14 protein-coding genes are annotated in these 13,186 nt (G+C 66.9%); 7 read left to right on the forward strand and 7 right to left on the reverse strand.

Annotated elements, in window-relative coordinates; translation table 11 throughout:
• Positions 1–22 precede the first annotated feature (22 nt).
• Together AC1DXS_RS02125 and AC1DXS_RS02130 are read right to left on the reverse strand one after the other, a co-directional pair.
• Positions 23–856, reverse strand: a complete 834-nt coding sequence (locus AC1DXS_RS02125; protein ID WP_477735933.1) for an alpha/beta hydrolase family protein — start codon at positions 854–856, stop codon at positions 23–25.
• A gap of 32 nt (positions 857–888) precedes the next feature.
• Positions 889–1,707, reverse strand: coding sequence for an alpha/beta fold hydrolase (locus tag AC1DXS_RS02130; RefSeq protein ID WP_477735934.1), 819 nt, complete (start codon positions 1,705–1,707; stop codon positions 889–891).
• 97 nt (positions 1,708–1,804) lie between these two features.
• On the opposite strand from AC1DXS_RS02130, the gene AC1DXS_RS02135 reads away from it, so the two are divergent.
• On the forward strand, positions 1,805–2,626 hold the full coding sequence (locus AC1DXS_RS02135; protein ID WP_477735935.1) for an inositol oxygenase family protein: 822 nt from the start codon (positions 1,805–1,807) through the stop codon (positions 2,624–2,626).
• Positions 2,627–2,651: 25 nt separating this feature from the next.
• Here AC1DXS_RS02135 and AC1DXS_RS02140 read toward each other — a convergent pair whose 3' ends face one another.
• Together AC1DXS_RS02140 and AC1DXS_RS02145 are read right to left on the reverse strand one after the other, a co-directional pair.
• On the reverse strand, positions 2,652–3,251 hold the full coding sequence (locus AC1DXS_RS02140) for a hypothetical protein (protein WP_477735936.1): 600 nt from the start codon (positions 3,249–3,251) through the stop codon (positions 2,652–2,654).
• 165 nt (positions 3,252–3,416) lie between these two features.
• Entirely contained in the window at positions 3,417–4,565 is a 1,149-nt protein-coding gene (locus AC1DXS_RS02145) for a metallophosphoesterase (protein WP_477735937.1), read from the reverse strand.
• Between the two features lie 257 nt (positions 4,566–4,822).
• On the opposite strand from AC1DXS_RS02145, the gene minC reads away from it, so the two are divergent.
• The 6 genes from minC (at position 4,823) to AC1DXS_RS02175 (ending at position 9,608) form a co-directional block, all read left to right on the forward strand.
• Entirely contained in the window at positions 4,823–5,584 is a 762-nt protein-coding gene (minC, locus tag AC1DXS_RS02150) for a septum site-determining protein MinC (protein ID WP_477735938.1), read from the forward strand.
• A 168-nt stretch (positions 5,585–5,752) separates the two neighbouring features.
• Positions 5,753–6,571 (forward strand): septum site-determining protein MinD, encoded by an 819-nt coding sequence (gene minD, locus AC1DXS_RS02155; RefSeq protein ID WP_007862728.1) that lies wholly within the window; start codon positions 5,753–5,755, stop codon positions 6,569–6,571.
• A gap of 3 nt (positions 6,572–6,574) precedes the next feature.
• The gene (gene minE, locus AC1DXS_RS02160; RefSeq protein WP_007862727.1) at positions 6,575–6,835 is read left to right on the forward strand and encodes a cell division topological specificity factor MinE; all 261 of its coding nucleotides are present in this window, start codon (positions 6,575–6,577) and stop codon (positions 6,833–6,835) included.
• Between the two features lie 112 nt (positions 6,836–6,947).
• On the forward strand, positions 6,948–8,654 hold the full coding sequence (locus AC1DXS_RS02165) for an ABC1 kinase family protein (protein WP_477735939.1): 1,707 nt from the start codon (positions 6,948–6,950) through the stop codon (positions 8,652–8,654).
• 71 nt (positions 8,655–8,725) lie between these two features.
• Positions 8,726–9,145: a PPC domain-containing DNA-binding protein gene (locus AC1DXS_RS02170; protein ID WP_477735940.1), complete on the forward strand. Its 420-nt coding sequence runs from the start codon at positions 8,726–8,728 to the stop codon at positions 9,143–9,145.
• Positions 9,146–9,275: 130 nt separating this feature from the next.
• Positions 9,276–9,608: a hypothetical protein gene (locus tag AC1DXS_RS02175; RefSeq protein WP_477735941.1), complete on the forward strand. Its 333-nt coding sequence runs from the start codon at positions 9,276–9,278 to the stop codon at positions 9,606–9,608.
• Between the two features lie 22 nt (positions 9,609–9,630).
• Here the strand turns inward: AC1DXS_RS02175 and AC1DXS_RS02180 are convergent, their stop codons facing one another.
• From AC1DXS_RS02180 to clsB, 3 genes are all read right to left on the reverse strand, one after another.
• The gene (locus AC1DXS_RS02180) at positions 9,631–10,557 is read right to left on the reverse strand and encodes a TIGR03915 family putative DNA repair protein (RefSeq protein ID WP_477735942.1); all 927 of its coding nucleotides are present in this window, start codon (positions 10,555–10,557) and stop codon (positions 9,631–9,633) included.
• A 357-nt stretch (positions 10,558–10,914) separates the two neighbouring features.
• A complete protein-coding gene (locus tag AC1DXS_RS02185; protein ID WP_477735943.1) occupies positions 10,915–11,895 on the reverse strand; it encodes a lysylphosphatidylglycerol synthase domain-containing protein in 981 nt (326 codons plus the stop codon).
• Between the two features lie 7 nt (positions 11,896–11,902).
• Positions 11,903–13,186: a cardiolipin synthase ClsB gene (gene clsB / locus AC1DXS_RS02190; RefSeq protein ID WP_477735944.1), complete on the reverse strand. Its 1,284-nt coding sequence runs from the start codon at positions 13,184–13,186 to the stop codon at positions 11,903–11,905.

The raw sequence follows: 13,186 nt of genomic DNA on the forward strand, positions 1-13,186 counted from the left end.
GCGGCCCGTCTTCTTCTTTCTCTCAAGGCTTGGCCGCAATCACCCAGCGGCTGATCCTGCCGACCACGTCGGCCTCCAGTCCGTTAAAGCCGTGGTAGGCCATGGCCTCGCAGGGGTCGCCGCGGCTTTGGCCGCCGCTGACGCTGATGAGCTCGGCTTTGGGTGTTTTGCCCAGTTTTTCCATCATGGCCGGGATCTCGCTGTAGGGGCAGACCTTGCAGCCGTCGTTTTCATGGTGGACCACCAATACAGGGATGGCGAGTTTTTCCAGCGGCATTTTGGGCACGGCGCGGCCGTTGGGGTCCAGCAGGATGCTGGATGTCAGCACCAGGCCGTCGGGGCCGCCCTGGGCGGGCGAGGCCTCGGTGGCGATGTAGGCGGCCGACTGGGTGCCGCGGCTGGTGCCGACCAGCCACACAGGCGCGAGTGATTGCTGCTTGAGCCAGGCAATGGCGGCCAGCACATCGGCGCGGTGCTCGGGCCGCTGCCGGTTGCCCGAGAGGTAGGGCGGCGACTGTTTGTCGGAAGGCGCGTCGATGACGGCGACGGCCAGGCCGGCGTCGGCAAACAGCTGGCGCGTACGCACGAGGAAGTTGCCATCGCCCCAGCCAAAACTGCCCCCGTCCTTGATCTGCAGGCCGCCATGGCCGCCCGCGAAGAGGATGACGGAGGCTTTGGGCGCACCTGCTGGCGCGATGTAGACAAAGCGTTGGGTAACGCCGGGGCGCGTGGGGATGTCGACGACGCGGGGTGCGGCGCTTTGCGCGATGGCGGCAGGGCCGGCCAGCAGGGCGCACAGGCCCGGCAGCAGCCAGAGCCATTGCCGCAGGCGGTGAAGGCAGGGATGGGTGTTCATGGTGTCGGCCTCTTTCTTCTCTTGGCTGCTGCTCAATTCGCTACGGCGGCCTTGATCCACTGCACGACGGCCTCGCTGGCGACGACGGGTGTGCTCAGGTGGTTGGCCTTGATTTCAAGGTACTGGCTTTTGGGGTTGGCGGGCAGCTTGTCGGCGAAGTAGGGCCTGGCGTATTTGCTGATGCCGTCCTCCTCGCCCACGACGGTGAGCACGGGCGTGCCGGCGGGAATGCGCGGCGCGGTCACGCCCATGTCGGCGTCGGACGCGGGGTCGAAGTAGCTCAGGTAGTCTTTTGCGGTGGCGGTCACGGGCTGCTGCTTGCCCTGGTTGATGTCGTAAAAGCGTTCACGCGAATCGCCCTTGCCTTCGGCGACCAGCTTGCGGGCCTGGTCGACGCTTTCGCGCACCGAGGTGTTTTGCTGGAAGGCGTAGTAGCGCGCGGGCACATGGCCGGGCGCCAGCAGCACCAGGGCCTGCACGTCGCCGCCGCGCGCGGCAAAACCCATGGCGGCCGGCGCGCCCATGCTGTGGCCGGCGATGATGATGGCGGTGGCGCCCTGGCTGCGCAGGGTTTTGACGTGGGCGGCCATCTCGGCCATGGCCAGGTCGAAGTTGCCGTCGAGGTAGCGGTTGCGCGACCAGGGCATGTCGGGGTAGAGCACCAGCATGCCCGCGCCTTCGAGCACGGGCTTGAGCCGGCTCATGTTGGGATCGTTGTTGCTGCCGGGGCTTTTGCCGTGCAGCATGAGCACGCCGATTTTGGGCTGGGCCTGGGCCATGACACCCGTGAGGCATGCCGAGGCCGGCAGCAGGCCGGCGGCCAGGGTGCGAAGGAGGTGTCTGCGTAGCATGGGTGTGCCCCGAGGCGATGGTGACGCCAATATAGCCGCTGCGGCCCGGCGCGCCAGCGGGTTTGCACGCAGTGGCGGTGCTTTCTACAATCGTGTGATGAACGCCATCACGCCGCAACACCAGACCGCCCTGCTTGCCAGCGAACCCGATCGCGCCGCCTACCGCGACTACGACCAGCCCGGCATAGAGAGGGTGCGCAACTTTTACCGCAACAACCACCAGCACCAGACGCTGGACTTTGTGCTGAAGAAGAAAGCGCAGTGGCTGGGCTTTACACAGCGCGAGATGACACCCTGGGCGGCGCTGGAATTCCTCAATACCCTGGTCGACGAGTCCGACCCGGACATCGAGCTGCCGCAGATCAGCCACCTGCTGCAGACCGCCGAAGCCATACGCGCCGACGGCCACCCCGACTGGTTTGTGCTGACGGGTTTTATCCACGACCTGGGCAAGGTGCTGTGCCTGTTTGGCGAGCCGCAATGGGCGGTGGTGGGCGACACCTTTCCGGTGGGCTGCCGTTTCTCAGAGCGCGTGGTGTACCCGGAGTACTTCGCGCTCAACCCCGACAGCGCCGATGCGCGCTACAACACGGAGAACGGCATCTACACCCCCGGCTGCGGGCTGGACGCGGTGCACATGTCATGGGGGCATGACGAGTACCTGTACCAGTTGATGAAGCCGTATTTGCCGTTGCCGGCGCTGTACATGATCCGCTACCACTCGTTTTACGCCTGGCATCGCGAGGGGGCGTATGGGCACCTGACGGACGCGCAGGATGCCGCGCACCTGGCGTGGGTGCAGCGGTTCAACCCTTACGACCTTTATTCCAAGAACGACAAGCCGCCGGTGCTGGCCGAACTCAAGCCGTATTACGACGACTTGATGGCGAAGTATTTGCCAGCGCAGCTCAAGCTGTAGCGCCTCTGTAGCGCTGCCTCACGCTTTACCGCGTGCTGTCGCGCGGGTCGGGCGCCGCGGGCACGGAGGGGTCCTCTGCCGGCCGGGTGCTGGAGTCACGCGGATCGCTGGGCACAGGCTGTGCCGGCGCACTGAATGCTGCGCGGCTGGCCGGGTTGCGGTTCAGCGGATGGGCCACAGGCCTGGGCGCGCCGGTTCCATCGGTTCCCAGAGTCCCGCCGGTCGCGGTGCCGGTATTGGTGTTGGTCACACCGGTGCCGGTGTTGTTGCCATTGATGTTGGTGCCACCCGTGCCGGTGCCTGTGTTCGTGTTGGTGCCTGTCGTTCCCGTGCCGTTGGCGTTGCCGGTCGTGGTGCCTATGGTGCCGGTCCCCTGGTTGGTGTTGGTCACGCCGGTGCCGGTGTTGTTGCCGTTGATGGTGGTGCCGCCCGTGCCCGTATTGGCGGACGTGCCGGTGGCGCCAGCAGTGCCGGTGCTGCCGCTCGTAAGACCGCGAGCCGCCGGGCGGCCGCCGCCGGCCGACCCGATGCTCATTTGCGCGAATGCCGGCGGCACAATCAGCGCGGCCGCAAGCAGCGCCTGCAACATGCGCGAATAGCGAAAAGAAGGATGGGGTGCTTTCATGAGGGTCTCCTGCGCACAACAAACAAACGGTGTGCAAACGGTGTGCAAACGATGTGTGATGAGTCCACTTTAGGCCCCCGCAGGGCCGCGCGTCACTGCAGCAGGGCCCGAGCGCGTGTGCGAACAGGCCTACAAACCCAGGGGGGGAGCACGGACTGGAAAAAACTACCCCGCCACCAACCTCAAAAAAGTGATCTCGGAAGGCGCCCCAAACCGCTTGGGCGGCCCCCAATACCCGGTCCCGCGGCTGGTGTAGACCCACAGGTTCTGCAGCTTGTGCAAGCCGGCGGTAAACGGCTGCTGAAACCGCACAAACAGGTTCCAGGGATAAAACTGCCCGCCATGCGTATGGCCTGAGAGCTGCAGATCAAAGCCGGCCCTGGCCGCCGCAGGGGCGCTGCGCGGCTGGTGGGCCAGCAGCACGCGCACGGCGTCCAGCGGCGCGCCGCGCAGTGCGGCCTCGGGGTCGCTGCGGTGGGCCGGGTCGAAGTGGCCTGCGCTGTAGTCGGTCACGCCGGCGAGCACCAGGGGCTTGTCGCCCTGGCCGGGCGGCTGGATGACCACGTGCTGGTTCATCAGCACGGTCAGGCCCAGGCGGCGCAGTTCATCGACCCAGGCGTGGGCGCCGGAGTAGTACTCGTGGTTGCCGGTCACCACGTAAGTGCCGTGGCGTGATTTCAGATCGGCCAGCGGCGCGGTGTGGGCCGCGAGTTCGCTGACCTTGCCGTCGACCAGGTCGCCGGTGATGGCGACCACGTCGGCATCCAGCGCATTGACCTTGTCGACGATGCGGCGCAGGTACCGCTGCTTGATGGTCGGGCCGACGTGGATGTCGCTCAGCTGCGCCAGGGTAAAGCCCTGCAGCGCGGGCGGCAGGCCTTTGATGGGCACATCCACCTTGACGACAGCCGCGGTGCGCCGCGCGTTCACGAATCCCAGCAAGGTGACCAGCACGCCCAGCACAGGCACGGCTTCTGCCGAGGCGATGCGCAGCCAGGCCAGCGGCAGGCGGCCGGGCGCTGCCATGTCGGCCAGCCACAGCAGCAGCAGGCCGGCGTCGCGGGCCAGCGTGAGCACGAACAGGGAAGAGAACAAGCCCATGAACAGCAGGCCCACCCAGGTCAGCACGTCGGCCAGGGGCTGCCGAGCCACGCGCCCCGCCATCAGGCCCAAAGGTATCAGCAAGGCGGACAGGGCCAGGCCGATGATGAGCAGCCACTGGACAAGGGGAAGGGCCTCAAGCCCGGGGACAAGGCGTGCGCCAATGTAAACATGGAGCAAGGCGGTAACAAGCGCCAGCGGCAGGAAGTTCATGAACGGGGTCCGGTGATGAACCCCGCATATGGGTGCAAGCCGCATGCATTCAATGCTGGCGCGTGTTCGGGCGACGGGCGGCGGTGCGCACCAGGGGCGTGCACGCGCGGCCCGGGAGTTTCACCCGCTCACAAGTGCGACAAAGCGTGCGCCGGGATATGCCGCTTCAGGGGCTACCCTCGGCCATCTTTTTTTCTTTCGCGCTTTGCTTTTCCTTTGCTTTTCCCCAGCGCCGATGAGCCGCCTATGACCAGCCTATGACTGTCGCCCTCCAGGCCACCACTCCCGCCACCTTTGAAATCAAAAGCGCCAACCTGCCCTTGGTGGCCTTGCTGCTCAAGTCCACCGACCTCGTCGCCCTGGCGCGTGAACTTGAAGCCCGCTTTGGCGATATCCCCGACTTCTTCGACCAGGACGCGCTGATGATCGACCTCTCGCCCCTGCCGCAGGCGTCGGGCGAAATTGACTTTCCCGCCCTCATCAGCCTGCTGGGCAGCTACCAGCTCGTGCCCATCGCCGTCAAAGGCGGCAGCCCCGCGCAGACGGCGGCCGCGTTGCAGGCCGGCCTGTTGCCCGTGCCGGATGCGCACCTGGTGGCGCCACGGCCCACGGCGGCCGCGCCCGCGCCATCCGCTCCGGCGCCGGTTGCCGCCCCGCCTGTTGYCGCTCCCCTGGGCGCCTTGGTGGTCGACAAGCCGCTGCGCTCCGGCCAGCAGGTGTATGCGCGCGGCCGCGACCTGGTGGTGCTGGCCATGGTCAAYGCCGGCGCCGAAGTGATTGCCGACGGCCACATCCATGTTTATGCACCGCTGCGCGGAAAAGCCATGGCCGGCGCGCGCGGCAACACCGAAGCGCGCATCTTCTCGCTGGCGCTGGAGGCCGAGCTGCTGTCGATCGCCGGTGTCTACCGCACCAGCGAACACCCGCTGCCGCCCGGCATGGCCGGCAAGCCCACGCAGGTGCGGCTGGTGCCCGGTGACGAGGGCGACAAGCTGGTGATGAATGTCATGGCGGCTTGAAGCATGTGCGCTTTTCCGCTTCACCCGTCCACCCGGTATCCCGTTCGTCCTGAGCCTGTCGAAGGATCCAAGCCCTTCGACAGGCTCAGGGCGAACGGGGTGCTGCGCAGGCATTGACATACACACCCTCACTCTCTCTTTCTCTCCCGTTTCCAAGGAAATTCAAGCATGGCAAAAATCATTGTGGTCACCTCCGGCAAGGGCGGTGTGGGCAAAACCACCACCAGCGCCAGTTTTGCCACCGGCCTGGCGCTGCGCGGCCATAAAACCGCGGTCATCGACTTTGACGTGGGCCTGCGCAACCTGGACCTGATCATGGGTTGCGAACGCCGGGTGGTGTACGACCTGATCAACGTCATCCAGGGCGAGGCCACGCTGAACCAGGCCCTGATCAAGGACAAGCAGTGCCACAACCTGTTTGTGCTGGCCGCCTCGCAGACGCGCGACAAGGACGCGCTGACCAAAAGCGGCGTCGAGAAAGTGCTCAAGGACCTGGGCGAAATGGACTTTGAATACATTGTTTGCGACTCGCCCGCCGGCATAGAAACCGGCGCCCTGATGGCCATGCACTTCGCCGACGAGGCCCTGGTGGTGACGAATCCCGAGGTCTCATCGGTGCGCGACTCCGACCGCATCCTGGGCATGCTCTCGAGCAAGACCCAGCGCGCGATTGCCGGCGGCGACCCGATCAAGGAACACCTGTTGATCACCCGCTATAACCCCGGCCGCGTCGACCAGGGCCAGATGCTGTCACTGGAAGACATCCAGGATATTTTGCGCATCAAGCTGATTGGCGTGATCCCCGAATCCGAGTCGGTGCTGCAGGCCTCCAACCAGGGCGTGCCGGCGGTGCACATGAACGGCAGCGATGTGTCTGAAGCCTACAAGGATGTGGTGGACCGCTTCCTGGGCGACAAGGACAAGCCCATGCGCTTTATCGATGCGCAAAAGCCGGGGCTGTTCAAGCGCTGGTTCGGGGGGAAGTGATACATGGCGTCTTTCCTGTCATTCCTGCTCGGCGAGAAAAAGAAAACCGCGAGCGTCGCCAAGGAGCGCTTGCAGATCATCCTGGCGCATGAGCGCACCGGCCGCAGCCCCAAGCCCGACTACCTGCCTGCGCTACAGCGCGACCTGATCGCGGTGATCGCCAAATACATTCCCATCAACCCGGACCACATCAAGCTGCACCTGGAGCGGCAGGACAACCTGGATGTGCTGGAAGTGAAGATCGAGCTGCCGGACAAGAAGTGAGGTTGCCCTTGCCCCGGGAAATATTCATCCGGGCTGAGGTATTGAAGCCCCCTCATCCGCCTGTTTGACAAATGCCAAGTCCGGCCGGAAAAGCCGGGGCTATCATCCGCGGATGTTCATCGAAACCCTGGGTGCCGCGCGCGACATGGCGCGCCTGGCGGAAATCACCGGTGTGCTGATCCGTCACGGCTTTGGCGACAGCGTGCGGCGGCTCGGCCTAGCCGACAAGCTGGAGCGCGCGGGCCATGCGCTGCACTGGAACAACGCGGCCGACCTCGCCCGCATTGGCCCCGCCGAACAGGTGCGCCTGGCCATGGAAGAGCTGGGCCCCACCTTCGTCAAGCTGGGGCAGGTGCTGGCCGGCCGCGCCGACCTCTTCGGCCCCGAATGGATCACCGAATTCGAAAAGCTGCACAGCCAGGTGCCGCCCGTGCCCCTGGCGCTGCTGCTGCCCCAGCTGCGCGAAGACCTGGGCGGCGATCCCGAAACCGTCTTTGCCCGCTTCGACACCACGCCGCTGGCCGCCGCCTCCATTGCCCAGGTGCACGGCGCGCAGCTCCATGACGGCACGCAGGTCGTCGTCAAGATCCGCCGCCCGGGCATCACCGAGGTCATAGAAGCGGACCTGCGCCTGATGGAGCGGCTGGCCGCGCTGGCCGAGGCCGAACTGCCCGCCCTCAAGCCCTACCGCCTCAAGCAACTGGTGCGCGAACTCGCCAAGTCCCTGCGCCGCGAACTCGACCTGGCCGCCGAATGCCGGCATGCCGAGCGCATCGCCGCCAACATGGCGCCCCTGCCTTACATCGTGATTCCGCGCGTGCACTGGGCCCACACCGGCGCGCGCGTCAACGTGCAGGACCTGGTCGATGGCGTGCCCGGCGGCGCGCTGGACCGCCTCACACCCGAGGCCGGTTACGACCGCGGCGAGCTGGCCCGCCGCGGCGCCCGCGCCGTGCTGAAAATGATCGTGGAAGACGGCCTCTTCCATGCCGACCCGCACCCCGGCAACGTGTTTTACCTGCCCGGCAACCGCATCGCTTTCATCGACTTCGGCATGGTCGGCCGGCTCACCGAGCGGCGCCGCGAAGAGCTGCTACAGCTGTTGCTGGGCCTGGTTGAGCGCCAGCCGCAGGCCGTGGCTGACGTGCTGCTCGACTGGACCGGCGACGAGCACGGCGTCAACCTGTCCCAGCTCGAGGCCGAAATCGAGTCCTTTGTCGACCAGTACCACGGCACGCCGTTGGCCCAGCTCAGCCTTGGGCAAATGCTCTCCGACGTCACCGCCATCCTGCGTGAGCACCACCTGGGCCTGCCCTCGGACCTGGCGCTGCTGATCAAGGCCTTCATCTCGCTTGAAGGCATGGGCCGTGGGCTGGACCCCAGCTTTCACATGGCCACCGAGGCCACGCCGCTGCTGCGGCAGGTGGTGCGCGCGCGCTACCGGCCCAAGGCCCTGGCCACCCGCGGCTGGCACACCTTCAGCCGCGCCCTGGCGCTGGCCGGCCAGCTGCCGCACGACCTGTCGCGCCTGCTGCGCAACGCGCGCCGCGGCCGCGTGCAGGTGGCGATAGAGCTGGCCCACCTCAAACGTGTGGGCGACCAGCTGGACCGCGCCGCCAACCGCCTGGCGATGGCCCTGGTGATTGCCGCGCTCATTATCGGCTCGTCCATCGTCATGACCGTCAAAGGCGGCCCCACGCTGTTTGGCCTGCCCGCCTTCGGTTTCCTGGGGTTCATGGGCGCCATGGCCGGCGGGGTGTGGTTGGTGCGGGCCATCTGGCGCAGTAGCCGGGCCAGTAATGGGGAGGGGCAGGATTGAGGGCGGGCGCCCTCTCTCCTCTTATCCTCTTTCCTCTTAAACGACTTCAGCCTCACCACGACCCTGACGACATGCCCCAAACCCACGTCCTGCGGCTGCAACCTGGTGAGGACCTCCGCGCCGCCCTGACCAAAGCCTTCACTCAGCTGCAAGCCGGGCAAAACACAACAGCGGCTTGCATCATCTCGGCTGTGGGCAGCCTGTCCCAAGCCGTCTTGCGCTACGCCGACCAGCCCGAGGGCACGCTGCTGGCCGAGCCGCTGGAATTGGTCACGCTGTCGGGCACGCTAAGCGCCGACGGCGTCCACCTGCATGCCAGCGTGGCAACGGCGCGTGGCGAGATGCGCGGCGGCCATGTGATGCCGGGCTGCATCATCCGGACCACGGCGGAGATTGTGCTGGCGCCCTTGCCGGGCTGGGTGTTCACGCGTGAGCAGGATGCGCAGACGGGCTTCAAGGAGCTGGTGGCAAAACCTGTAGCCCGGGCCTGACAGCGCAGCCGGTATCCCGGCCACGGCCCTGGCTTTGGATCGGCGTAAAGTGAAATCGCAATATGTCCGCGCAATCGCAAAAACCCTCCACCTGTTTGTTCAAATGCGCGGCTTCAAGGAGTGAATGACCATGCGACAACTTCGCTACATCCCCCTGGTGCTTGGCACTGTGTTGGCCTTTCTGGCCGGGCCCTGGGCGCTGGCGCAAACAACAACAGCACCTACCCCTGCGCCGGCGACGGACCCAAGCACCGCACAGAAACCTGCCGCGCCTTTGAAGAACCCGCTGAACCGCAACCCGGCGCGCCGCGCGCAACTGCCGCCGGACAATGCGCCGCTACCGCCACCGGACCCGCGCGACTCGACGTCCCGGCCCACCTTGCCGCCCACCGCCACCGCCACCGATGGCCGCGACGCCGTGCCGCCGCCTGAAGCGCCGGCATCGGATGCCCGCAGGCCTTGAATGAGGGTTGCTGGCTGGGCGGCTACAGCGAGAGCGACTGCCCACCGGCGCGGCTGGAGCCCGGCGCCCGGGCCGCGTGGAGTGTGCGGCTTGCCGGCCCGCGTCCTTTGCGGGACCGCGGCGCTGCCTGCTTTTGCAGCATGCGCCGCCTCGCCAGGCGCGCCGGATGGAAGACCTGCTCGTAAAACGCCAGCCAGTGGTGCGGACCGGCGTCCATGGCCGGCGCATCTTGCGGTTCGGCGTTGGGGCCAAAACGCAGCGCGGCCAGGCCCTCGCCGGGCGGCCTGGCATCTGCCGCAAAGTCCTGCGGGCCGAGGTAGTCGGATTCAACGCTGCCCTCGGGCGTGAGGATGGCCCAGCGCATCAGGGAAAAGCGTTTGGCGAAGGTGGGCGCCACGGCTTCGACGATATGGTGTTCAGGCGCATACCAGGCAACGTGCAGCGGCCCGGCCAGGGGGCGGGCCCTGAAGGTGTCGTCCTGCACCGAACGAAAGCGCACCTGGGCTTTCATCTTGCGGATGTCCTCGCGCACCTCTTCGGCCATGAGCCGGGCTTGCGCCATGTCGGCATCCTGCGGCGTGTGGCGCAGTTCGGGCTCATGCACCAGGCGCCACAACAGGCGGTAGAGCAGCTGGAAGCGCTGCGGGTTGCGATGCATGACGCCGGCCTGGCAAAGCGCAAGGAACTCGGGCGGCACGCTGACGGCGGGTGCGTCGCTGAAAGCAGGGCTGTGCGCGGTACCGGCGGCTTGCGGGGCTTGAGTCGCCTGGGGAGCTTGCAGGGGCGCATCGCCGCACTGCCAGCTGACCTGCCCGGGCAGGATGTTCTGCGCCAGCAGGCCGCGCGCGGCACGGCGAAAGCCCTCGAAGTCGGTCTGGCCGCGCAGCGCAACAGACAGCGCGGCCTGGGGAAAGAGGTCGGTCGTCAGCAGGTCATTCATCACGCCCATGCAAAAATCCTTTCCGCTTTACGCTCAGACTTCATGGTGCGGCGGCGGGTTCAAGCGCCGCTGTAGGCAAAGAAGCCGAATTCCTGGGTGCGGGCGGCGCATCGCCAGGAAAGACAAAACCAGAACACTGTATGAATATACAGGGTTTTGTGATTATGGACACAGTGGAGGCCCAAAACCCCTATGGCGTGTGGCTTTCCCGCCTAAAAGCCTCTTTTCTCCTTCCCCCACTGGGGGAAGGTGGGGATGGGGGCCCGCGGCGCTTGATGGCATGGCCGCGTTGAATTTGCACGCCGGTAGCCCCCATCCCAGCCTTCCTCCAGCGGGGGAAGGAGCGGGGGCGGCAGAAGTCGGGGACTAGCGCCTTTGTCGTCGCAGTTGTTTGGCTCTGGCTTCCATCGCCAGGTAAGCGGCCGTGGCCACGCCCAGCGGCACCAGGTAATAGATGACGCGGTAGGCCACCAGGGCCGCCAGCAGCTCGGCCTGCGGCATGAGGTGCGAGAGCAGGGCGACAAACACCGCCTCCAGCACGCCCAGGCCGGCGGGGATGTGGGTGATGACGCCGGCCACGGCGGCCAGCAGCAGCACGCTGACGACGGCGGAGAACTCGATGCGGTGCTGCAGCAGGATGTACAGGATGCCCGACATGGTGAGCCAGTTGCCCGCGCCCATGAGCAGTTGCAGCATCGCCAGCCGGGGCGAAGGCAGCTCTATGGTGTGGCCGCGCAGCACGTAGTGGCGCCGGCGCGTGAAGGTGCAGATGCCCAGGTAGGCGGCGGCGGCCGCGAGCAGCGCCAGGCCCGCCAGGCGCAGGTGGCCGGCGGTGACGGGCCAGTCCGCCGGCAGCGTGGGCGGGTGCAGGCTGAACACCAGGCCGGCCAGCAGCACATAGCCCATCCAGTTGGCCAGCATGCTGATGGACATGATGCGCGTGATGGCGCCGGGCTTGAGGCCCAGGCGCGAGTACAGCCGAAAGCGGAACGCGACGCCGCCCACCATCGAGCCGAGGTTGAGGTTGAAGGCGTAGCTGGTGAAGGTGACCAGCATCACGGTGGGTGTGCCAAGCCCATGGCGGGTGTAGTGCCTGCCCAGCAGGTCAAAGCAGCTGTAGAGCGTGAAGCTGGCCGCGGCCAGGGCCACGGCGCCCCAGGCGGCGGTGAGGGGGTAGTCTTCGAGCGAGGTGAGCACTTCGGCCCATTCGATGTTGCGCGCCTGCGAGACCAGCAGCCAGGCCACCAGTGCAAAGAACACGGTGGTGGCGCCGCGCCTGAGCCAGGGCCACCAGGCACGGCTGCGCAGCGGGACGCGCGCAAGGGTCTGGCTGCTGCTTGAAGCCATCAGGCCCTCACGCTTTGGCCTGGCTCACCGGCTCGGGATCGCGGCCGGTGGGGCCGGCGGGGGTGGGAAGGCGGGCGGGCGTGATGCGCGGCGTGTGCGCCGGCAACCAGCCGGCCCAGGCCGGGTAGCGGCGCAGCAGGTGGAACACGAAATAGCTGCGCACGGTGCGCCACCAGGTGGGTTCCACGAGGGCTTCATGGGTGACCTGTTTGCAGCTGTTCTGGATCAGGGTGTCGAGCCGTGCGCCCAGCTCCTGGTTGAAGCCGCGGTCGCGGATGACGACGTTGGCCTCCAGGTTCAGCGAGAGGCTGAGCGGGTCGAGATTGCTGGAGCCCACGGTGGCCCATTCGTCGTCGATGACGGCCACCTTGCCGTGCAGCGGCCGCTCGCAGTATTCGTAAATGCGCACGCCGGCGTCCAGCAGGTGGTGGTAGAGCATGCTGGCGGCGGTCTTGACGATGGCCATGTCGGGCTCGCCCTGCAGGATGAGGCGCACGTCCACGCCGCGCCGCGCGGCGTGGCGCATCTCCCTGAGCAGCCGGTAGCCGGGGAAGAAGTAGGCGTTGGCGATGACGACGCGCTTGCGCGCGGTGCGGATGGCGGCGCGGTAGTGCCGCTCGATGTCGTTGGTGTGCTTGCGGTTGTCGCGCGTGACGAAGAGCGCGGAGGCCTCGCCCGCCGGCGCGGGAATGCTGTCGCCGCGCCAGGCGCCGGCCAGTGAACGCGCGCGGTCGGAAAAGCGCTCGCGCAGGCCGGGCTGCGGCTCGGCGCCGGCATTGCGCTGGCCGGCGGCCAGGGCGCGAAGCACAAAGCTGTGGATGTCGGCTACCAGCGGGCCTTCGATTTCAACGGCGTAGTCCTGCTTGGCCTGGGGCCCGAAGTCGGCCAGGTGGTCGGCCGAGTAGTTGATGCCGCCGACAAAGGCGCGCTCGCCGTCGACCACCACGATCTTGCGGTGCATGCGGCGAAACAGGTTGGTACGCCAGCCCCAGAGCCTGGGGCCCGGGTCGAACACGTGCACGCGCACGCCGGCGCGGGTGAGGGTGGAGATGAATTCGGGCGACAGGTCGGGCGAGCCGTAGCCGTCAATGGTCACATCGACCTGCACGCCGCGCCGCGCCGCCTGGTGCAGGGCGGCGTGCAGCTCTTCACCGACCTTGTCCTCAAACAGGATGAAGGTCTCCAGCACGACTTCATGCCTGGCGGCGGCGATGCATTCGAATACGCGCGGGAAAAACTCCTCGCCGTTCTCGAGCAGGTGGAACTGGTTGCCGCTGACCCACCTGCTCAT

The sequence above is a fragment of the Polaromonas sp. P3_B1 genome (assembly GCF_056402935.1).